At 56.4% G+C, this 21312-nt stretch carries 18 protein-coding genes and 1 pseudogene; 4 read left to right on the top strand and 15 right to left on the bottom strand.

Translation table 11 applies throughout. The features are described 5' to 3' along the window. Positions 1–259: 259 nt before the first annotated feature. From Q0526_RS15405 to Q0526_RS15360, 10 genes are all read right to left on the bottom strand, one after another. Positions 260–1549: an L-serine ammonia-lyase, iron-sulfur-dependent, subunit alpha gene (locus Q0526_RS15405; RefSeq protein WP_298735484.1), complete on the bottom strand. Its 1290-nt coding sequence runs from the start codon at positions 1547–1549 to the stop codon at positions 260–262. Next, on the bottom strand, positions 1549–2661 hold the full coding sequence (locus Q0526_RS15400; protein ID WP_298735467.1) for a response regulator: 1113 nt from the start codon (positions 2659–2661) through the stop codon (positions 1549–1551). The genes Q0526_RS15405 and Q0526_RS15400 overlap by 1 nt, the downstream gene beginning before the upstream one ends. Positions 2662–2671: 10 nt before the next feature. Then, a complete protein-coding gene (locus Q0526_RS15395; protein ID WP_298735464.1) occupies positions 2672–4339 on the bottom strand; it encodes a sensor histidine kinase in 1668 nt (555 codons plus the stop codon). Between the two features lie 21 nt (positions 4340–4360). Then, on the bottom strand, positions 4361–5662 hold the full coding sequence (locus Q0526_RS15390; RefSeq protein ID WP_298735462.1) for an amidohydrolase: 1302 nt from the start codon (positions 5660–5662) through the stop codon (positions 4361–4363). 12 nt (positions 5663–5674) lie between these two features. Continuing rightward, positions 5675–7510 carry an L-2-amino-thiazoline-4-carboxylic acid hydrolase gene (locus tag Q0526_RS15385; RefSeq protein ID WP_298735460.1) on the bottom strand — a complete coding sequence of 612 codons (1836 nt, stop codon included), beginning with the start codon at positions 7508–7510 and terminating at the stop codon, positions 5675–5677. A gap of 15 nt (positions 7511–7525) precedes the next feature. After that, the gene (locus Q0526_RS15380; RefSeq protein ID WP_298735458.1) at positions 7526–8236 is read right to left on the bottom strand and encodes an ABC transporter ATP-binding protein; all 711 of its coding nucleotides are present in this window, start codon (positions 8234–8236) and stop codon (positions 7526–7528) included. A 3-nt stretch (positions 8237–8239) separates the two neighbouring features. Then, complete coding sequence (locus Q0526_RS15375) at positions 8240–9022, bottom strand: ABC transporter ATP-binding protein (protein WP_298735456.1); 783 nt, start codon at positions 9020–9022, stop codon at positions 8240–8242. 3 nt (positions 9023–9025) lie between these two features. Next, a complete protein-coding gene (locus tag Q0526_RS15370; RefSeq protein WP_298735454.1) occupies positions 9026–10069 on the bottom strand; it encodes a branched-chain amino acid ABC transporter permease in 1044 nt (347 codons plus the stop codon). Beyond that, positions 10066–10944 (bottom strand): branched-chain amino acid ABC transporter permease, encoded by an 879-nt coding sequence (locus Q0526_RS15365; RefSeq protein ID WP_298735452.1) that lies wholly within the window; start codon positions 10942–10944, stop codon positions 10066–10068. The genes Q0526_RS15370 and Q0526_RS15365 overlap by 4 nt, the downstream gene beginning before the upstream one ends. 86 nt (positions 10945–11030) lie before the next feature. After that, entirely contained in the window at positions 11031–12218 is a 1188-nt protein-coding gene (locus Q0526_RS15360; RefSeq protein ID WP_298735450.1) for an ABC transporter substrate-binding protein, read from the bottom strand. A 478-nt stretch (positions 12219–12696) separates the two neighbouring features. Here Q0526_RS15360 and Q0526_RS15355 point away from each other — a divergent pair, with 478 nt between their 5' ends. The 4 genes and pseudogenes from Q0526_RS15355 to Q0526_RS15340 all read left to right on the top strand — a co-directional run bounded on the left by Q0526_RS15355 (position 12697) and on the right by Q0526_RS15340 (position 15425). Next, positions 12697–13170, top strand: a complete 474-nt coding sequence (locus Q0526_RS15355) for a DUF2798 domain-containing protein (RefSeq protein ID WP_298735449.1) — start codon at positions 12697–12699, stop codon at positions 13168–13170. Between the two features lie 137 nt (positions 13171–13307). Next, on the top strand, positions 13308–13751 hold the full coding sequence (locus Q0526_RS15350; protein WP_298735446.1) for a MarR family transcriptional regulator: 444 nt from the start codon (positions 13308–13310) through the stop codon (positions 13749–13751). Then, positions 13748–14416 (top strand): DUF6198 family protein, encoded by a 669-nt coding sequence (locus tag Q0526_RS15345; protein WP_298735444.1) that lies wholly within the window; start codon positions 13748–13750, stop codon positions 14414–14416. Before Q0526_RS15350 ends, Q0526_RS15345 begins: the two co-directional genes overlap by 4 nt. Before the next feature lie 99 nt (positions 14417–14515). Continuing rightward, positions 14516–15425: pseudogene (locus tag Q0526_RS15340) on the top strand (DegV family protein). Positions 15426–15490: 65 nt separating this feature from the next. Here Q0526_RS15340 and Q0526_RS15330 read toward each other — a convergent pair. The 5 genes from Q0526_RS15330 to Q0526_RS15310 form a co-directional block, all read right to left on the bottom strand. Beyond that, positions 15491–16066 (bottom strand): nucleotidyltransferase family protein, encoded by a 576-nt coding sequence (locus Q0526_RS15330; RefSeq protein WP_298735439.1) that lies wholly within the window; start codon positions 16064–16066, stop codon positions 15491–15493. Further along, on the bottom strand, positions 16063–18348 hold the full coding sequence (locus Q0526_RS15325; RefSeq protein WP_366522125.1) for a molybdopterin cofactor-binding domain-containing protein: 2286 nt from the start codon (positions 18346–18348) through the stop codon (positions 16063–16065). Before Q0526_RS15325 ends, Q0526_RS15330 begins: the two co-directional genes overlap by 4 nt. A 1-nt stretch (position 18349) precedes the next feature. Next, positions 18350–18829, bottom strand: a complete 480-nt coding sequence (locus Q0526_RS15320; RefSeq protein WP_298735436.1) for a (2Fe-2S)-binding protein — start codon at positions 18827–18829, stop codon at positions 18350–18352. Next, on the bottom strand, positions 18829–19620 hold the full coding sequence (locus Q0526_RS15315; protein ID WP_298735434.1) for an FAD binding domain-containing protein: 792 nt from the start codon (positions 19618–19620) through the stop codon (positions 18829–18831). The genes Q0526_RS15320 and Q0526_RS15315 overlap by 1 nt, the downstream gene beginning before the upstream one ends. 108 nt (positions 19621–19728) lie before the next feature. Further along, positions 19729–21165: a nucleobase:cation symporter-2 family protein gene (locus tag Q0526_RS15310; protein WP_298735431.1), complete on the bottom strand. Its 1437-nt coding sequence runs from the start codon at positions 21163–21165 to the stop codon at positions 19729–19731. Between the last annotated feature and the right edge of the window lie 147 nt (positions 21166–21312).

The following is a 21312-nucleotide window of genomic DNA, read 5'->3' as shown; positions in this document are numbered from 1 at the left end:
TAATCAGGGTGTCGTCCGTTCAAGTCGGACTGGGGCAGCCACGAAGCGATAGAGGCTTTCCTCTATCGCTTTTCTTTTTTCTTCAAAAATAGAATTTCCATGAATCCATAGAACCGCCCCGTGCCTGCCAAATTAGCGTGCACGGGGCGGTTTATCACAATTTATTTTCTCGTTTTAGATCCGTTTCTAGGAATGTAAGAATGTAATCACAGCAGCGGGTTCCCAAATCATGGGAAATCTGATTTTCCCGAGCTTTTCCTCACGAACCAACCATAATATCCAAAATCTCGTAGTCGGTACTGCGCATTCCTTCTCGCGCCAGCCGCCCCACATTCGCGATAGTATTTTCTACACCCTTGGTCACAATACCGTCGCCTCCGTAGAACTGCAGACCATCCCGATACAAACGATATCCCAACAGGCCGTTGTTAATGGCCGTGGCGATTTTGGCTGCACAGGAAGCCTTCGCGCCGTCGCAAATCATACCAGATAAAATAGCCAGCGCATTGACGATGATATGGGCGATCACTTCATAGTCCGCACCGTCCAGCCACGCAATACCGCAGGCTGCCCCCACACCGGCACTGGTAGCACCGCAGAAAGCGGACAGACGCCCAATGCCGGTTTTTTGATGAATGGTTATGAGATTGGACACCAGCAGTGCACGCAGCAGGGTATCATGAGGAAGGCCTTTTTCCCGGGCATAAACCACCACCGGCACCGAGGCCGTCAGTCCCTGATTTCCGCTGCCGGATACGATCGCCACCGGCAGCTCGCAGCCGCTCATACGGGCATCGCTGCCCGCCGCTGCAGCAGCCACCGCCCGCGTATACGGGTCGTCAGGTGCAGTTTTCAGCAGGGTACGTCCCACCTGAGCCCCCCAAGGATTGCGCAGTCCTTCTTCAGCAATCGCCATATTGCAGGCAATCTGTCGTTCCAGCAGCTCGCGCAGCGGGTCAAGATCTGCATGGGCCGCAAATTCCAGAATTCCTTCCACCGTCATTCCCGAACGATCTGTCAGTGCAGTCGTTTCCGGGCCAGCGCCGATATTACGGGGCAGCGGCAGCGCCGTATGATTGCGTTCCCAACGGGTCAGATTGGTATGGAAATCCTCGATCACGGCGCCGGTCTCCTCGGCACCAGCCTGCAAACGCACCTCGATATAAAACACCTTATCGTTCCGGGCCGGACACACCGTAAACCGACAGTTTTCCAGTAAGCGGCGTGCCGCCGCGCTCTTCTCCTGCGTGACGTTGGCAATCACCTGCAGCCCGGCCTTTTCATCGCCCCCTGCAATCCCCACCGCTGCTGCGGCTTCCAGTCCATGCATACCGTCCGTGTTGGGCACCACCACACTCTTGACATTTTTGATGATATTACCGCTCACATATAGTACACAGCTCTCCGGCATCGTACCGGACGGCAGCAAACTTCTAGCGCAGGCAGCTGCGTAAGCCACCGCCACCGGCTCGGTACAGCCCATGGCCAGCAGCAATTCTTCTCGAAGGATCGCTGCATACATTTCATGATCCACAACGTTTTTGTTCATCATTCCGATTCCTTTCCTCCGCTTGCAGCGGGTGGTTGGTGCCAGTGCAGGCGGCTGCGGTATTCCGAAGGCACGACCCCCGTCAAATCTTTGAAGATACGGGTAAAATAGCGGGGATTTTCAAACCCTACCAGATCCGCCACCTCATTGGTACGATAGCGCATATCCCGTAAAAGTTCCTGTGCCCGGCGTACCCGCAGACCATTCACATACCGCACAAAACCGACGCCGGTTTCCTTTTTAAAGCGTGTAGACAAATAGTTGGGGTTTAGCTGCATTTGTTCTGCCAGCCGGTTTAAGGAAAAATCTTTTTCTGTGTAATGTTTGCAGATCTCATCCAGACAATGCTCCACCACGGCGCTGGCCTTCGTGCGTCCGGCCTGCGTCGTCGGGTCCAAATAGGGCAGCAAAGCATCCACCGCCTGCTGAAAACAGGCCCAGAGTTCCGCGCCCTCGGTACAAGCCCCCATGCGAGCCAAACCATCTTCCGGCAGATGGGGGCTGGGGGTTCGTCCCTGCAGCGCCGCCATGCGAGTGTCTGTATACAGTGTGACCAGAAAACGCCGCACCAGATCCACCTGATTTCCCTGTGCCAGCAGGGCTTCCAGTGGAGCTTGCAGAGTTCTAAGCCCATTTTCAAAGCAGTGGTGCTCTAAACAGGCCAGATACTCATGGCGCAGCCCTTCCAGATCCGGTATCGGGCCGCGATGGGCTTGCTTACGCCGGACCGCCTCTGCCGCCGCTTTTTGCAGGATCTCACAAAATGCCACCCTACGAATAGGTTTGAGCACATACTCAAACACTTTTCGGGACTGGATCGCTTTCTGCGCGTATTCAAACTGGTCGTAGGCAGACAAAACAATGATGATCACATCCAGATCCCTGCGGGCAATTTCTTCCATCAGCGTCATGCCATCCATCACCGGCATACGGATGTCCATAATAAAAATGTCAAAGGGCGAATGACACAAACAATCCAGCGCCAGCGCACCGTTTTCTACACAGACTGGTGTTTCCATGCCCATGTCCGCCCAGAGCAGATAGTCCCGCATGCTTTCCCGCGCGATTCGTTCATCGTCCGCAATCAGCACGCGCAGTGGAGCATTGGCCATAGAATCCTCCTCATTTCTGTACCGGGATTGTAAACTTTGCCGTGGAGAAGCCATCCTCTACCGCAAAGCGCAGGGCGCTTTGCGCCCCATAGAATTTAATCAATCGGTCGTTCACATTCCGCAGCCCATAACTGGTAGAGGCTTCTTCCCGCGGCTGTTCCAGCGCAGCGGCAATGCGTTCCAAGTCCATAGGGCTTCCATTGTTGCAAACGCAAAACTCAATCTGTTCTTCCCTGCGCTGGATACGCAGCACCAGCAGTCCCCCATGGCCGGATTCGTCAAAGCCATGAAGCAGGGCATTTTCCACCAACGGCTGCAACAGCAGTTTGATGATTTGGCAGTCCAGCACCGACTCGTCAATCTCATACTGGACCGTGAAAGAATCCGAGAAACGCCGTTTCTGGATATTGAGGTAACTTTGAATTTGGGTGAGTTCATCCCGAATTTTTAGTTGGTTAAGTCCGTTGTTGAGCGAATACCGTAGCATCTGCGACAGATCCGTAACCATCTGCTCAATATCATCCGCACCGTAACGAGCCGCCATCCAATGGATGGAATCCAGCGTATTGTACAGAAAATGGGGGTTGATCTGCGCCTGCAAAGCGCGCAGCTCAGCCTCTTTTTCCCGAACCTGTGCGCCATAGATTTCTTCGATCAGACTTTGACGCATTTGCAGCATACTGCGGAAGTTGTTGTACAGAATGGCCACCTCGCCCCGCCCACGCAGGGTGGGGATCTGCACGGCAAAATTGCCCCGCTCAACTTCCTTCATCTTCTCAGCCAGTTCCAGAATCGGGGTGGAAATGCGGTAGGTGATGGCTAGTGCCGCCAGCGCTGCCAGCGACAGTACACCGGCTGCAAACAGCAGGATCATCCGCCGCTGGGTCTCGATCTGCTGCAAGGCTTCCAGATTCCGCGCTGCTCCAATGATCTGAAAATCATTGGTCTGCAATGTACGGCTCAAGAAAACCGAGTCTTGTTGTACCCCACCCAGAATCATTCCCTCCTCGGGGAGTTCCTCCGGAAAAGAAGCTCCTTCCTCAAAGGGGAACAAAAGATTCCCGTTTTCGTCCAGCAGATAAACGATGCCTGAATTCCCCAGCCAGATAGAGTTTAGGGTATAGCGCAGATAGTCACTGTTGATACTTACGCTGACAACACCCAGCAACTGGTCCCAGTTTTCTTCATCCCGCACCACATGGGAAACACGGACGCTGGAGCCATAATCGGTATAATAGTAATCCCATACAAAGGAACCGTTTGCCGTTTCCAATCGTGCAAGCCAACCATCGGGGATCGGGGTATCCTCTGCGTTGCGCAGTTGTCCGTTTGCGTCCAACAACCAGACCGATGGGTTGAAAGCCGGGAACATCCGTCCCATCTCCGCCGCATAGTCCCGCAGCTCTTCCTGCACGGCATCTGCGGGCTGTTCCTCCAGATAAGCGCTGCGCAGCGCCTGCTGTACCGGCTGCGCCGCACACAGTTCCAACGTCAGGTCTCGGGCATTTTCAAAGATATTTTCCAGATCCGAAGCACCGCCATCCATAGCGGATTGAAAAGAGTCGTATACCTCTTCCTCTACAATCTTCTGGGTGCTTTTCAGATTGAAAAAGACGAACACGGCCGTCAACAAAAAGAGGATGGTCGTGTTCAGGATGACAAGACGTTTGAACAGCATGGGCAGGACCTGCTTTCGGTATCAGGATATTGGGCGGGCAGCCTCCCACTCAGCCCGAGCGCGGTGCAGCAGCTCCGGTTCGGTGTAAAGTTCACAGGCAAAGCAGCCCAGTGTACGTGCAGCGGCCATCATACCGCGCATGCCTAACGGCGCACCGGAACAGGCTGTAACCCCCCAATGATGGCCGGGCAATCCCCGTACCTGACAGACCGTATTCAAGGTGACCGTAGGCACCCTATGGCTAACCTCGGACACATCGGTGGAACCGGCCACATAGCACGGCTGCCCGGTCAAGGGCAAAATCTCAGTGTTCAATGCAGGTCCGGGCAATTCCATGGTCTGCCGCAGCTGATCGGCAAACGCCTGTTCCTCCGGCGAAAATACCGGAGCACCGGCTTCGACAAAGCAGCGGTACAGGGCTTCACTCAGCACATGGTTCAACAGGGTCTGTGGCGAAGCCGTCAATTCCTCTGTCTCCATGCGGGTTTCCGTAGCGTGGGCGGCGCCTTCGGCAGCCAGAATGACCCGCCGCTCCGCATCGCGCATGACAGACGCACGATAAGCACGAATATAATACCATATTTCTGCATAATCGGGAACCACATTCGGTTTTTCCCCCGAGCTGGTATAAACATAATGCATACGCACGTCATCCGGCACATGTTCCCGCAGATAGTTTACTGCCACATTGGTCAGTTCAGCGGCATCCAATGCACTGCGCCCCTGTTCCGGGCTGGCAGCCGCATGGGCGCTCCGACCGTAAAAGCGGAATTTACGGGAAACCATGGCCTGAAAGACCTCTTCACTGACCTGATTGCGGTCCGCAGGATGCCAGGAAAGCGCCGCATCTACTGCGTCAAAACAACCCGCCTGGGCCATCACAATCTTGCCACGGCAAATTTCTTCTTCTGGACAGCCGAATACCACAACCCTACCGGGCGTACCGCTTTGGCCCAGAGCCGCAGCGGCGGCACAAGCCGCCCCCACAATACCTGCCCCCAACAGGTTGTGGCCACAACCGTGGCCGTTGCCGGGCAGAGCATCCTGCCGGGGGACCGGGCGCTGCCCCAGTTGGGGCAGCGCATCGTACTCCGCCAAAAAAGCAATCACCGGACCCTCGCTGCCCCAGTGGGCGGTAAAGGCGGTTTCTAACCCAGCAGTCCCCCGCTCCACATAGAATCCCTGTGTTTCCAGATATTCGCTCAAGGTGCGGGCAGCGGTATATTCCTCGCCTGCCGTTTCGGGATGGGCAAACAGAGTCTGCGCCAAACCGCAAATTTCCGCTTCATGGCCGTCCAACCATTGATCGACAGCACGTTTCATGGCAGCCTCCGATCACACTTTCGTAAAGTCCGTGCCGCGCAGAGCCAAAATTGCATCGGTAAACTCGCTGCCGAACCGCCGGGTGAAGGCAAACAAAGCAGCGTCGGCCACATCAGCGCCCTCTTCCGCACCTAGCTGCTCCATCAGAACACGGCGGCAGGTAAACCACAGATGTGCACTGTGATAGTTGAAATCCTTTTGGGCGCTGGTGCCAAGGCGGGCACGGATAGCGGCCAGTTCTTCCCGCAGGGCAGGGGTCATGGCAAAGCCGTAATCAAAGGTACACACAGGATCCCCTGCGCTCATCAAGGACTCCACGCCCAAATCAAAGTCCGGGTCATATCCGTGGGCGATACATTTGTCTACATTCTGGCAATAAGCCTTGCCATAGTCCAGCAGACCATTTTTGCTCCAGCAGCGGCACCACTCACATTTTTTCACCTGCGTAACATGGGTCACCGTACCGGGTACATCTACCACTTCCATTTGACCGGGTTCCGGGCTCCATTCGCCATAGGCAAGGTAGGTAAACGCATTGGCTGCATCTCCATTGGCCAGCGCACGAGCCCGCATACGGCCGCCGCGCTCACTTCCGTAAGCAGCGGTAGCTTCCGTCATGGCTCTACGGCCTGCTTCACCGTACTGTTCCACCGCTTCCTTTTCCAGCAAAGCATACAGCACTGCGTGATGCTCAATGACGCACTGACCGGGTTGACGGCTTCGCGCCAGATTTCCCAGATGATCGTACACGTCTTGAGACATCTGCACAAAACCCTCTTCCAAAGCCTCGGCCCAAGGAGCATCGGGGGTTCGCTCCGGGAACTGCCCAAAAAGGGCGTTGACCGTACCCTGCCAGTGGCGGGTATAGGAAATGCACGCACATTCCAACACGCCGCCGCGGGTAGCATGCTGGCGGGTGGCCCGACGCAGTACCTGACGGGGCAGCAGTTGCACCTTGCGCAGGTTCAGGTCGTAGTTCATCCGTTGGATGCAGCCAGCTTTCTCGGCATCAAACCCTTTTTCCAGCATAAAGCGCAGCGTCCCCTGAAAAGCGTGGTAGGTCACTTTTTTGACAGCTTCCAACAACGCGGGCGATACCACATCACTCCGGCTTTCCACCGGCTGAAGCGGCTTGTAATCCAACTTTTCCAACAGGTACGCTCTGGCCGCTTGCGCCAGATCAGCGGCAGGAACCCGGTAAGGCTGCGGCAGCGCGGTTTCCATATCCAGCAAGATTTCCGAGAGCATCTGGTTAGAACAGGAAACAGCCAGTGCGACACGCACCTCGGCAGGGCTCAGAAAAACGACCTGCCCCAACGGTGCCCAAAACCGCCGCAAAAAGTCCAGCTCTTCCTCCTGCCAAGCATGCCGTTCCGGTAGGGTAACCATCGTAAATCCGGCTTCGGCACAGGGCAGTCCGCCAATTTCCCGAATCATGTTGGGCAGAATATTGGCTACACGCACATCCTCGCCCAATTCCTGCTGGTAAAAGGCGCCTTCCGGATTAGGCGGAAATGCAAACAGCAGCGGCAGCGTTCTGCCAGCCCCACGGCGCTGAGCGAAATAGGGTTTCAGCACACTGCGGGTCAAGTCAGCCGCCAGACTGGGCGGCGGCGCAAAAAGAATAACATCCGGATCATTGCGTTCCAATGCGCCGGCGTTGTCGTTCAACAGGACGGGCACACCGGTTGCCTGCTGCTTGCTCTGCACGGCATCGGCATCGGCCGTAACGCCTACCGCCTGTTCTGCCAGCCGGTCTCCCAGCAAGCGGCGGTAGCACGGGGCAATGTACTCCATCAGATACCCCATGCCAATGATGGAAAGATGCAATTCCTTGTCTGTTTTCATTGTAACATGCCCTCCTTACATACCCAGATAGACCCGTTTGACTTCTTCACTGTTCAGCAGTTCCTGCCCTGTTCCCGCAAGGCTAATCCGGCCCAATTCCATGGCGTAAGCATAGTCGGAAATCTGCAGCGCGATAGAAGCATTCTGCTCGATCAACAATACGGTGGTTCCCTGACTGCGCACCTGTTCAATCATCGTGAAGATTTCCTCCACAATAATGGGGGCCAAGCCCAGACTGGGCTCATCCAACATCAGCAATTTGGGGGCAGACATCAAGCCTCGAGAGATCGCCAGCATCTGCTGCTCACCGCCCGACATGGTGCCCGCCATCTGAGCGCGGCGCTCTTTCAGTCGGGGGAAGAGGTCGAATTGCTGGGCGATGCGGTCATTCAGCTCCCCTTTGGGCAGGCCTTTGCAAGAGATCGCCCCTGCCACTAAGTTTTCATATACCGAAAGGTCGGGGAATACATGGCGTCCTTCCGGCACATGGCAGATCCCCAGACCAACAATGGCGTCAGGCCGACAGTCGGTAATGTCCATATCATCCAGAACAATGCTGCCCGAAACCGGGTCCACCAAACCGGAAATGGTCATCAGCGTGGTGGTCTTACCCGCACCATTGGCGCCGATCAGCGCCACGATGCTTTTATCGGGCACTTCAAACGAGATGCCGTTCAGGGCGCGGATCTGCCCGTAGTGCACTACCAGATCGCTCACTTTCAGCATGACTTATTCCTCCTTGCCGCCCAGTCCGGCCCGCTTGCCAAAGTAGGCCTCCTGCACCTGTTTATTGTTTTGGATTTCTTGGGCGCTTCCTTCGCACAGTTTCTGGCCGTAGTTCAAAACCATGATATGGTCGCACACATTCATGATAAATTTCAGATCGTGCTCAATGACAACGACGGTCAGACCTTCTGCGTTAAGTTTTTTGACAAAGACCAGCAGCTCCTGCGTTTCCATAGGATTCATACCGGCCGCCGGCTCGTCCAACAGCAGAATCTTGGGGGAGATTGCCAATGCGCGGGCAATTTCAACTTTGCGCTGGATACCATACGGCAGGTTTTTGGCCAAGGTATCCTTGTACTGGCTCAATTCCAGACGTTCCAGCAACGCTTCTCCTTTTTCGTAGATCTCCCGCTCGGTCTTTTTTTGACGAGCCGAACCCAGCACAGCGTCCAGCATGTTGGTACTGGTATGGATGTGGAAACCTACCACTACATTTTCAAGTACGGTGGTGTTTTGGAACAACTGGATGTTCTGGAATGTCCGGGCAATTCCCGCCTGCGCCGCCATGTGCGGGCGACAGCCGGTAATGTTTTTTCCATCAAACCAGATTTCGCCCGCCGTGGGGGCAAAGGTACCGGCACACAGGTTGAAAAACGTGGTCTTTCCGGCACCGTTGGGACCGATAATGCCGAACACCTGTCCCTCCGGGACTTCCATATCCACCTGATTGACCGCCTTTAGGCCACCAAAGTATTTGCACAGGCCTACCGTTTTTAAAAGTGCCATAATTCACCCCTCCTTGGTGGACGCCGTAACCGGCGCAACCGGCTTGGGCCGGGCAGTGCGGCGGCGCTTTTTGTTGTGTCGGCCGCCGCCCGATACCAGCACGCTGTCGCTGCTACCTGCAATGCCCTGAGGACGCAGCCACATCATGCCGATAATCAGCAATGCGTAGATGACCATGCGATACTCGGACAGGAAGCGGAACGCCTCGGTGATGATGTTGATCACCACGGCCCCCACCAACGGTCCGGCAATGGTGCCCATGCCGCCCACAATAGCCATAGACAGGATGTTGAAGCTTTCATCGGTAACGAACATCGACGAATCCACAAAATGGTAGTAGGTAGCCATAAAGGCACCGGCGCACCCTTCCCAGAAGGTGGCGTACATGATATTCATGGTCTTGTACCGAGCGGTATTGATGCCGATGGAGGCTGCCGCTGCGCTGTTTTCTCGAATGGAGATCCACGCGCGGCCCGTGCGGGATTTCAGAATGCGGCTGGTACAGAACACCATGGCCACCAACAGCACCAAAATCACATAATAGTAGCCATTCGAGGACTGCAACGAAAATCCAAACAGGCTGGGGCCGGGAATGGCCTTAATTCCCATGGGGCCGCCCGTGACCGGCGTCCAGTTCAGGCAGATGATTCGCACGATTTCAGAGAATCCCAGAGTCACGAAGCCCAGATAAATGCCGGACAGTTTGCCGATGGGAAAGGACACCAGCATACCGAACAGGGCAGTGACGATCCCTGCCAGCGGCAGCGCACCAAAAAAAGGCATTCCTAAGCGGGACATCAGGATCGCAGCGGTATAAGAACCCACACACATGAAGCCCGCATGGCCGATTGCAAACTGACCGCTGTAACCATTGATAACGTTGACCGCACTTGCCAGCAGCATGTACATCAGGATCTTGGTGGCAATACCGATCAGATAGCTGTTGTTCAAAACAATCGGCAGCAGCACTGCCAGCAATACGACCGTCAGGGCTGTCAGTTTGCGATGCCGGCGCAGGACAGCGCGTACCGTATCAAGTTTTTTCATTTGGCTTTCCTCCTTATTTTCAAGCGCAGTCCTTTGGGGAAGAAAATCAGAATTACAATCAGGAAGACAAAGGCGATCATATCTCGCAGGCTAGACGAGAACAGTGCAATGCCGAAGTTTTCCAGCACGCCGATCAGCAGACCACCCACTGCCGAAGCAGGAGCATCCACCAAGCCGCCCAGCACCGAGGCACTGAATGCCTTCATCGTCGCCATACCGCCCATCGAAGCAGAAAGCGAACCGTAGTACAGCGCATACAACATGCCGGCCACACCACCAATGCCGCAGCCGATCACGTTGCCCAGCAGCGTGGCACGGCTGACATCGATGCCCACCATAGCCGCCGCCTTGCGGTCCTGACTGACTGCACGCAGGATGACGCCCTGCTTGGTCTTGTTCAGGAACAGCGACAGCGTAATGCACAGTACCACCACTACCAGAACGACTGCACACTGCACATAGGTGATCAGATAGCCACCAATATGAATACCACCGAGAGCGATAACCTCCGGCATAGCTTTGGTCTCACTGCCGCAGACGATTTGTACCATGTTCTTGATGAACATACTCATGCCAATGGTGCAAATCAGCGGAATATAACGGGCCGCGCCGAAGAATTTTTCATAACAGACTTTATGGATCACAATTCCCGTCAGACCTGCGACCGAAAAACTGCACACAATCGTCAGCAGGATGTTTCCTCCGGTCAATGTGGCCGTATACAAGGCAGCAAACGCGCCGATCATGATCACTTCGCCGAAGGTGAAAGAAACCAACCCCACCACGCCTACAATGATCGTATACCCGATGGCGAACAGCGCATAAATGGCACCCTGACAGAGGCCGTTGATTAATTGTTCTACCAAATAGGTCATAATGCACTTCCTCTCACTGAAAAATGGCAGAAAAAGGGCCCGCGCTTTCCAAAATCAGAGGGCGCGGGCAGGAAGATCCGCAGACGTTACTCGTCGTGGGCGAGCATGTAGTCAGATACGGAGGTCAACACGCCGTCCTGATACTGAACGACCTTGTAACCACGGTGTACGGCACCTTCTTCGGTAAATTCAATGGGGCCCATCAGGCCTTCAAACCCTTCATAGGCTTCCAGCGCATCGCGCAGGGTATCCCGGGTCAGGTTGTCGCCACAGGTGCGGGCAGCTTCACAAACCAGCATGACGGTGTCGTAGGTGCTGACGCTGTGGAAAGACGGCGGCATGGAGGCACGCTCGGTAAATTCCGCCGTAAATTCCTTCGTTGCTTCATCATCGTCGCTGGGCACAAACGCAATGTTGGAGTAGATGCCGTTCACATCATCGCCCAACAGCTCTACCAACTGGTCGGTCAGCGCAGAGCCGGAGATCACGATGGGAACATCCCAACCGACCTGACGGATCTGCTTGACACAGTTGGCCACTTCGTTGTAGTTGGCGACAATGACGACCACCTCAGGTTCGGTCTGACGCATCTTGGAAACGATGGCCGTGTAGTCCTTTTCTCCGGCCGCTACGGCCTCTGTATCCGTGACGGTAATGCCCAAAGATTCGGCTTCCTCATTCATATACTTCAACATGTTCAGGCCATAGTCGTTGTTGGTATATACCATCGCGTAGGAGGCTGCTCCCAGCTCTTCATGGATGACACGGTTGATCAGGAAGGGACCATCGTCCTCCTGCACGCCGGTGGTGGCAAAGTTGTAGGAGCCAACCCGGGGGAAGTCGATCAGACCCGCAGAGGGAGAAACCTGCACCAGCTTGTTTTCTTCATAAATCGGTGCCGTTGCCATACAGCAAGTGCTAGAGAAATCACCGATGGTCGCCAGAATCTGTTCATTCTGACCGATCAGGCGAGCCACCTCAGCTGCTTCCTTGGCATCGTTTTTAGAGTCATAGCTTTCCAACACTACCGTACGGCCATTGATGCCGCCTTCGGCGTTGATTTTTTCCACCGCCATCTCGGCACCTACATTGAAGTGAATGCCGTACTCTGCACTATCACCGGTAACCGGGCTGGCCACCGCCAGATGAACTTCATTGCTAGTCTCAGCAGCAGAGGCGCCGTCCGAACTGCTCGACGAAGCCGACGTGCCGCAGCCCGCCAGCAGACTCGACATCAACGCGGCGGCAAGCAGGACACCAATTTGCTTTTTCATAATCCTTTTCTCCTTTTTTACGTTTTCTTTTTTGTGCGTTGCGTCTGGCAAACGGCGCCTGTATGCCAAAACTCCTGTGCACATCTTCTAGTTTTATTATACAACCGCGCGATATTTTGTAAACATACACAATTCTCACATTAAGAGCACAAAACACATCTTTCCCCGCAAAAGCACTTCTTCGTCTATTTTTTCCCACACGCGCCAGACTGCCAATAAACGTCTGCGCTGCCACTGCTGCCAAACGGTGAATGGGACAGCCTTTTCCAAACACAAATCTCTCTCCCTGCAATCCACCTCTTTTGACAAAGGCCTTTATCCTACGGCGCAGAGCATTTCTTGACAAAAAGCCCTTTTGGGGGTAAACTATTATCAATTACTGGTAGTCGTCTGACAAGAAGCAGCGGACAAAAGGTTGTCCGCTGCTTCTTTATTTTTTTGCCCAGTAATGCGAGTTTTATAAAGGAGAAGAGAAAGTATGCCCCAAACCAAATTGCAAAATGTCGTGTATACCATCATCATGGCGCTGATCATGGTATATGGTATGATCTGCTACAACGTCGCCCTGAACACCGGCGGCGTGACCAACGCCACCTTTGGCATGGCCTTGCACGAACTGCCCATCATGGCCCCCATCGCGGCCCTGCTGGAATTCTTCCTTGTGGAAAAGCTGGCCACCAAGCTGGCTTTCACGGTGGTGCGGCCCACCGACCGTCCCCAGATCATCACCTATGCTATCTCGACGATGATCGTCTGCCTGATGTGCCCTACCATGAGCTTGATCGCCACGCTGCTCTTCAAAGAGCCCAGCTTCGGCACTTGGATCCAGACTTGGGGCCTTAACATGCCCATGGCGCTGATCTGGCAACTGTTGTTTGCCGGTCCGCTGACCCGCCTGATTTTCCGCAATTTGTTCCGCAGCCAGTTGGCCCAGAACACCGCCCAACACTGATCCCTAATGAAAAAAGGCTGTCTTTCGACAGCCTTTTTCTTTTTCGCATTCTTTCGCGATCCCCCTTGACAATCGCCGCAAGATTTGTACAATAGGAATGGCAAATAATAAGTAGGCTTACAATAAGGAGGCCTATTATGGAATCTCTCCATTACTTATTGATGAAATCTCATTCACTGTTTTCCAAACGGGTATTGACCGAGGTAAGCCGCATCGGATTGACGCCGGGACAGCCCAAGGTGTTGGAATGTCTTTTGCAACAAGGGGAAGTGGACCAAAAGACCATCGCCGCCCACTGCGAAATCGAGCCCGCCACCGTGGGCAGCATTCTGCTGCGGATGGAGGATGCCGGACTGATCCAACGTCGGCAGAAAGACGGCAACCGCCGTTCGCTCTATGTTTCGCTAACCGAAACCGGTCGGGACGCCGCCCAACAGTTGGAAGGAATCTTTGGGCAGGTAGAAAGCGATGCCACGCACTGCTTTACTCCCGAGGAGGTGGCGACGCTCCAGCATCTGCTGAGCAAACTGTACGATTCTTTGCAAACTCGTCTGCAAACAAACCCGAATACAAAGGAGTGATTCCAACGGAACCCGTACAAGCCAACCGTTTTTCTTTGGTAAAACGGATTGTATTTTTATGCTTGGGCCTTATTACCATGGCATTTGGCGTGGCCTTTTCCATCCAAGCGGATCTGGGGACCTCCCCTATTTCCAGTGTGCCCTATGTGACAAGCACCATCTCGGGGTTGAGCGTGGGCACCACCACCATCCTTATGAATACCTTGTTTGTGCTGATCCAGATTGCTATTCTGCGCCGCCAATATGAATGGTTCCAACTGCTGCAGCTTCCGGCGGCGGTGCTGTTCGGCACAACCATCGATGCCGCCTCTCTGCTTGTAGGCAACATCACCCCCACCGCTTACTGGCAGCAATGGCTGCTCTGCCTGCTGGGCATCTTTTTGGTCGCGCTGGGCGTCAGTATGGAAGTTGCCGCCCATTTGATCACCACCGCCGGGGAAGGCATCGTACTGGCCATCTGCAAAGTAACCCCCGTCAAGTTCGGCAACATGAAGATGACGTTCGACTTAACGCTGGTGGCCTTATCTGTGGTGTTGTCTTTTACCTTTTTGAGGCATTTGGACGGCGTGCGAGAGGGCACCGTAGCTGCGGCTATTTTGGTGGGACAGCTTACCAAACGGCTGCAGCACCCCATGCATAAGATGGAGCTGGCCCTTCTGGCCTGAATGTCCTGCCCCTTCTGAACAGGGCGAAAATGCCTTGTTTTTCTATTTTCTTCCTAGCTGGAAGGCTTTGCCGTATTGATTTTAAAACCAAAAAACAGTATGATGATACTGCGGCAGGGTTCCTCCCGCCAGTTTGGAAAAAGGAGTTTTTTGATGGAAGATTATGTTCTGTTTACCGAATCGACCTGCGACCTGACCCCTGAACTCGCGCAGGAAATGGATATACAGGTACTGCCCATGACCTTCACCCTTGATGGTCAGAGCTACCGCAACTACCCCGACAACCGTGAGATGAGCCCCAAGGCCTTCTACGACAAACTGCGCAACGGCAGCATGTCTACCACCAGTCAGGTCGCCATCTCTGACTATGAGAACGCATTCACCCCGTTCCTCGAACAGGGAAAAGATATCCTCTATCTGGCCTTTTCCAGCGGTCTTTCCGGCACCTATCAGGCCAGCAAAGTAGCCATTGAGGAATTGCAGCAGCGGTTCCCCGACCGGCGAATGATCAGCATTGACAGTCTGCAGGCCAGCATGGGCGAAGGTCTGTTTGCCTACACCTTGGCGGCAATGCGCAAAAGCGGCGCCTCCATGGACGAGGTAGCCGCCTTTGCCACCGAGAATACCCAGCGGTTCTGCGCTTGGTTCACCGTCAATGACTTGATGTTCCTCAAGCGGCGCTGCCGCAGTGGCCGGCACGCTGCTGGGCATCAAACCGGTACTGCATGTAGACCCCGAGGGGCATCTGATCGCCATGGAAAAGGTTCGCGGCCGCCGCGCCAGTCTGGATGCGCTGGTCAAACACTTTGAGGCCACCGCCGACAAAAATTACGACGAGATGACGGTCTTTGTCAGCCACGGCGACTGCTTGGAAGACTGCCAGTATGTGGTGGACAAGATCAAAGCCCACGGCGTAAAGCGGGTCTGCATCGGCGACATCGGCCCGGTCATCGGCGCCCACAGCGGCCCCGGCACCGTAGCCCTCTTCTTCCTCGGCGGCCCGCGCTGAGTTGTTTTTTCCCAATAAAACATACCGCTCCGCATTGCTGTTGCCAGCGATGCGGGGCGGTTTTTTTAGTTTTTCAGATCGGCAGGGCGGTCAATGTCCTGCAGCTCTTCCGGCAGGCAGGGCACCCGCAGCACTTTTTCCAGTGCGGTGTTGAGCACCTTCCGTCCGCCCTGATCCCCTTCTAAACGATAGAGGGCCGGAGCCAGCGCTGCGCAGAAAAGTCCCGGATTGCCTACCCGGTCGCCGCAGGCTGCCGTAGCGGCCCAGACGCCGGGCTTGGCTAGATCGAGAAAGCGGGTCAGTGTTTCGGTCCGCAGCCGGGGTTGGTCGGCCACCAGAAACAAGAGAAAATCTTCTGCCGCCAGCGGTTCCACCGCATCCAGTCCTGCCCGGATGCTGTAACTTTGCCCTTGGTCACTCTGGGGGCTGGGCACCACCGCTGCCCCCCATGCCCGGGCCATCTCTGCGATAGCGGGGGTGTTGGTGACCACTGTTACCGCAGCATCAGAACGTGTTTGACACACCGTAGCCACCGTAGTCAGTCCATGGGCAAAGAGCGGGCGCCCCTGATAGTTGGTGAGCAGCTTGTCCGCCCCAAAGCGGCGAGAGGCCCCCGCCGCCAGATAGAGGATATGGGTCATGCCTTTTGCGCCTGCATGCCCAGCAGAACTTTTTCCGGCGTGATGGGCAAATCACGCACCCAGACGCCCGAAGCGCGGAACACCGCGTGGGCAATGGCCGGGGACGGGGTGTTGATGACGATTTCGCCGATGGATTTGGCACCGAAGGGGCCGGTGGGCTCGTAGCTGGACTCAAACTCCACCTGCAGGTGGCCCATATCCAACCGGGTGGGGATCTTATACTGCATGAGGGAATTTTCCCGAATGCGGCCCTTGTCGGTGTAGGTCACATCCTCGTACAGGGCCATACCAATGCCCTGCACGATGCCGCCTTCGGTCTGAACGCGGGCCAGATTGGGGTTGATGGGGGTACCGCAGTCCACCACGGCCTTGTAATCCAGCACCGTGACGCTGCCCGTTTCCTTATCCAGCTCGATCTCCACCATGCCCACCATAAAGGGCGGCGGCGATACCGGCGAAGAGTGAGTGGCCGTAGCCTGCACCACCGTGTTGTTGGCACACTGGGACCGGATGGCCAGATCGGCCAGACTGATCTCGGCGCTGCCGTCGCAACGGCGGACCGCCTTGCCGGTAAATTCCACCGCTTCGGGTTCGCAGCCCATAGCGTCCGCCCCCAGCTTGCAGAGTTGTTCTTTAAGTTTTTCGCAGGCTTCCTCTACGGCCTTGCCGGTAACATAGGTGGTGGAGGAAGCATAGGAACCGGAGTCGTAGGGGGAGGCATCGGAATCGGCACCGAAAACCGCCACATTGTCCAGATCACAGTCCATGCACTCCGCTACCATCTGGGCCAAAATCGTATCGCAGCCGGTGCCCATATCGGCGGCACCGATCATCAGGTTATAGAAGCCATCATCGCTGAGCTTGACGGTGGCAGACCCCACGTCCACGCCGGAAATGCCCGACCCCTGCATGGCCATAGCCACGCCGGCGGTCCGCACCTTGCCGTTGCCCATATCCCGCACCGGGAACTTGGCATCCCAGTCAAACAGTTCCTTACACCGGGCCATGCAGCGGTCCAGCGCGCAGGCGTTGGCGGGTTCGTTGTAGTAGGAGGGCATGATCATGCCCTCCCGGACCATATTCTGCTCCCGCAGCTTCACCGGGTCGATGCCCAGCCGGTCGGCCAGCTCGTTGACGGCGCTTTCCACCGCAAAGATGCCCTGCGTGGCACCGTAACCACGGTAGGCACCGGCGGCCTGTATATTGGTATAGACCACATCGTAGGCAAAGCGGAATGCCTCCAACCCACCGGTGTAGAGCGGAATGGACTTATGGCCCGACAGACCTACCGTGGTGGGACCGTGTTCGCTGTACGCGCCGGTGTTGGACAACGTATAGACATCCAACGCCCGGATCTTGCCGTTCTTGTCGGCGCCCAGACGCACATGGAGTTCCATCTCGTGCCGGGGGCTGCCGGCGATCTGACATTCCTCTCGGGAATAGATCATCCGCGCCGCACGGCCGGTTTTCCAAGTGACAAAAGCCGGATACACTTCCGACACCGAGGTCTGCTTGGCGCCGAAACCACCGCCGATGCGAGGCTTTTCCACATGGATCTTGGACTTGGGAATGCCCAGCGCAATGGCTAAGATCCGCCGCACATGGAAAACGATCTGGGTCGAGCTGATGACATGCAGCCGCCCATAGGGGTCGATCTCGGTGTAGGTGCGGAAGGTTTCCATCATGGCCTGCTGGCAGGGCTTGGTGTGCCACACATGGTCGATGACCACATCACAGTCCGACAGCACGGCCTCTACATCCCCGTCGCCGCAGGTTTCGCTGGCGCAAAGGTTGCGCTTGTTGTCGGCCCCCACGGGGCAAAGCGCCTCCCAGTCCGCCTCGGGATGGACCAGAATGGGGTTATCCTTGGCGGTGTGGGGGTCCAGCACGGCGGGCAGGACCTCGTAGTCCACCTTGATGAGCTTCATGGCCTTGTCCACGGCTTGTTCGGTCTCACCGGCCACAATGGCCACCGCATCCCCCACAAAACGCACCCGCTGATCCAGAATCAGCCGGTCATGGGGCGAGGGTTCGGGATAGGTCTGCCCCGCGTTGGTGTAACGATTCTGGGACACATCCTGATAGGTAAAAACGGCCACCATCCCCGGCACCTTCATCGCAATGTCGGTTTTGATGGAACGGATCAGCGCATGGGCATGGGGGCTGCGCAGCACCTTGACCACCAGACAATCCCGAGGGGTCACGTCCTCCACAAAGGCGGGCTTGCCCAGCAGCAGGTTCATGGCGTCCTTTTTACGGGCAGGCTTGCCCACATTTTTCAGTTCAGCCACGGTCCGTTCCCTCCTTTGCCGAATTTCGGGCGTTCAAAAAAGCCCGAATGCCCCGAAACTGTCCTTCGTACCCCGAGCAGCGGCACAGATTGCCCGCCAGATAGGCGCGGATCTCGTCATCGGTAGGATCGGGGTTTTCCCGCAGCAGGGCGATGGTGTTCATCACATATCCGGGATTGCAGAATCCGCACTGTTCGGCGCCCTGATCTGCAATAAAGGTCACAAAGGCCTGCGCTTCCTCCTGCAAGCCTTCCAGCGTCTGCACCTCGTGTCCGTCCGCCCGGGCAGCCAGCACCGAGCAGGACAAAACCGGTTGTCCGTCCAGCAGCACGGTGCACAGCCCGCAGTTGGAGGTTTCGCAGCCCCGCTTTACGCTGGCACAGCCATGGGCACGGACAAAATCCAGAAGCAGCGTATCAGCGTCGATGCTGTCCCGCACCGGACGGCCGTTGAGTTTGAGTTGGATCTCCATTATGCATCCTCCTTACAGGCCAGCAGGGCCCGGCGTACCAGCACCTTGCAGATGGCGCGGCGATAGTCCGCCCCGGCCCGCAGGTTGCTGCCGAAGGAAACTTCGGACGTCACCTGCTCGGCAAAGGCGGCGGCGCTTTCGGGGGTGATGCCCCCTGCCAGCAGGGCTGCGTCCCCCTCATAGAGTTTTGCCTTCATGGGACGGGCGCCCACCGCACAGCGCACGCCGTCCTGCCGCACCGCCACGGCGCAGGTCAGCACCGGGAAGTCGGTGGAAACGTTGCGCTGGGCCAGATAGGCTACCCGGCCCGGCTGTTTGGGCACGACCACGTGGGTCAGGATGTCCCGCTCATAGGGACGGGCGGCATAGTCTGCCAGCGGCACGGCGCCGCCGTGATGCAGTTCTACCACCGCATCCAAGGCCAAAAAGAGGGTCAGCACATCCGAAAAGCCGAACCGGCCATAAAGGCTGCCCCCCACGGTGGCCAGATTGCGGAACTGCACGCCCACGATGGAACGCACACTTTCGGCCATAGCGCCCCCGGTCAGGGCTGCCAGTCCGGGATGCTGTTCCAGTTCCCGCAGGGTGACCATCGCCCCGATGCGGAAGGCATCGGGGGTTTCCTCAATGTTGGAAAGGCCCAGATCGCACAGGTCGATGGCCGTGTCTACGGTGCGGTTCTGGGTTTTGAGCCACAGCATACCGCCCAGCACCACGTTGGCCCGCTTCTGGCACAGGGTATAGGCTTCGTCCAAGCTTTGCGCACGGACGTATCGCTTGATCGTCAGCAAGGTGGGTACCTCCTCCCAAGATGGGACTTGTGTTTGCTCTCAGTATAGCATGAAATGGGACAAAGAGAAAGCCCCGCCGGCACGGCGGGGCGACAAATTTTTGCCGTTTTATTGGTTGGCCGGCTGCTCTTCCGGGGTATCTTTGGGCAGCAGCACGTTGAGCAGAATCGCCACAAGGGCCGCAGGCACGATGCCGGAACCACCGAAGATCAACTGGACCAACTGGGGCAGACCTGCCAGCACGGCGGTGTTGGAGCCCATGCCGTAGCCAAGGCCCAGCGCCACCGATACGATGGTCATGTTGCGGGGGGTGAGTTTATCGCGGGTGATGAGCTGGATACCGCTCATGACGATGGACGAGAACATGATGACCGCCGCACCGCCCAGCACGCTCTGGGGCATGATGGAAACCAGCGCCGCCAGCTTGGGCAGCAGGCCGCAGAGCACGAGGAAGACGGCACCGAAGGCCAGTGCAGTACGGTTAACGATCTTGGTCATGGTGACCAGACCCACGTTCTGGCTGAAGCTGGTGTTGGGCAGCACGCCGAAGAAGGCGGCGAAGGTGGAGCCCAAACCGTCACAGATGATGCCGCCGGACAGTTCCTTGTCGGTGGCTTCACGGCCCATACCGCCTTCGGTCACGCCGGAGATATCGCCCACGGTCTCCACCGCGGTAACGATGAACATAACGGCCACCGGCAGGATGGCACGCAGGTCAAACACCGGCTTGACGGGCATAAGCTGGGGCACCGCGAACCAGGAAGCCTCGGCCACCTTGTTCCAGTTGAGCACCCAGGCTTTGGTGTACTCCACCCCATCGGCGGTAACGCCGGTGGGCGAAAGGAAGAAGGGCAGGATCGCGCAGATGATGTAACCGCAGACGATGCCGATGAGGATGCAGGAGGAGCTGGCCAGCCCCTTGCAGCCATGCTTGAAGATCAGAATGATGATCATAACGGCCAGCGCGATGAGCAGGTTTTCCATCGAGCCGTAGTCTTTAGCGGAAGTACCGCCGCCGAAAGAGCCCACGCCTACGCTGATCAGCGAAAGACCGATGGACATAACCACGGTACCGGTGACCACCGCCGGGAAGAAGCGGCGCAGGGGTTTAAGGAAGGCACCCAGCACCGTTTCAAACAAACCGCCCACGATGGACGCACCCATCATGGCGCCGTAGCTCAGGATGCCGCCGCCCATGATCTGGTTGACGCTTTGGAATACGCCGATAAAACCGGAACTGGTACCCATGATAATGGGCACCTGACCGCCGATAGGACCTACCGAGAACAACTGGACCAGTGTGACGATGCCCGCCACCAGCATGGCATTTTGCAGCAATGCCACCTGAATCTGGGCGAACTCCTCGGCCCCGCCGCCTGCCGCACAGGCACTGGTGATGATCAAAATGGGGGTCAGGTTGCCCACAAACATGGCCAGCACGTGCTGCAGGCCCAGGGGGACTGCTTGCCGCCAAGGCAACTTGCCCTTGAAGTCGTAAGGAGTTACATACTCCTGCGCTTCCTTCTGTTGGATCTCCTCTTTCATACAGATGCCGCCTTTCTTCCGACACTTGGGTTCTGTTTTTCGGGCGCTTCTTTCCCCAAATCAGCGCCCTACAAGCCAAAAACATCCCTCTATTATAACAATAGAAGGATGTTTTCTGTCAATATCCGACGGGCCCTGCTGCAAAAA

It is taken from the genome of uncultured Subdoligranulum sp. (assembly GCF_937890665.1).
This window is presented reverse-complemented; position numbering and strand designations above follow the sequence as displayed.

What these genes read in the sequence shown, in the direction of transcription:
- Q0526_RS15390 (WP_298735462.1), bottom strand. Translation starts at nt 5,662, where the DNA reads ATGAAACGTGCTGTCGATCAATGGTTGGACGGCCATGAAGCGGAAATT.
- Q0526_RS15350 (WP_298735446.1), top strand. Translation starts at nt 13,308, where the DNA reads ATGGAATCTCTCCATTACTTATTGATGAAATCTCATTCACTGTTTTCC.
- Q0526_RS15385 (WP_298735460.1), bottom strand. Translation starts at nt 7,510, where the DNA reads ATGAAAACAGACAAGGAATTGCATCTTTCCATCATTGGCATGGGGTAT.
- Q0526_RS15360 (WP_298735450.1), bottom strand. Translation starts at nt 12,218, where the DNA reads ATGAAAAAGCAAATTGGTGTCCTGCTTGCCGCCGCGTTGATGTCGAGT.
- Q0526_RS15380 (WP_298735458.1), bottom strand. Translation starts at nt 8,236, where the DNA reads ATGCTGAAAGTGAGCGATCTGGTAGTGCACTACGGGCAGATCCGCGCC.
- Q0526_RS15405 (WP_298735484.1), bottom strand. Translation starts at nt 1,549, where the DNA reads ATGAACAAAAACGTTGTGGATCATGAAATGTATGCAGCGATCCTTCGA.
- Q0526_RS15330 (WP_298735439.1), bottom strand. Translation starts at nt 16,066, where the DNA reads ATGACCCATATCCTCTATCTGGCGGCGGGGGCCTCTCGCCGCTTTGGG.
- Q0526_RS15310 (WP_298735431.1), bottom strand. Translation starts at nt 21,165, where the DNA reads ATGAAAGAGGAGATCCAACAGAAGGAAGCGCAGGAGTATGTAACTCCT.
- Q0526_RS15370 (WP_298735454.1), bottom strand. Translation starts at nt 10,069, where the DNA reads ATGAAAAAACTTGATACGGTACGCGCTGTCCTGCGCCGGCATCGCAAA.
- Q0526_RS15375 (WP_298735456.1), bottom strand. Translation starts at nt 9,022, where the DNA reads ATGGCACTTTTAAAAACGGTAGGCCTGTGCAAATACTTTGGTGGCCTA.
- Q0526_RS15395 (WP_298735464.1), bottom strand. Translation starts at nt 4,339, where the DNA reads ATGCTGTTCAAACGTCTTGTCATCCTGAACACGACCATCCTCTTTTTG.
- Q0526_RS15365 (WP_298735452.1), bottom strand. Translation starts at nt 10,944, where the DNA reads ATGACCTATTTGGTAGAACAATTAATCAACGGCCTCTGTCAGGGTGCC.
- Q0526_RS15320 (WP_298735436.1), bottom strand. Translation starts at nt 18,829, where the DNA reads ATGGAGATCCAACTCAAACTCAACGGCCGTCCGGTGCGGGACAGCATC.
- Q0526_RS15400 (WP_298735467.1), bottom strand. Translation starts at nt 2,661, where the DNA reads ATGGCCAATGCTCCACTGCGCGTGCTGATTGCGGACGATGAACGAATC.
- Q0526_RS15355 (WP_298735449.1), top strand. Translation starts at nt 12,697, where the DNA reads ATGCCCCAAACCAAATTGCAAAATGTCGTGTATACCATCATCATGGCG.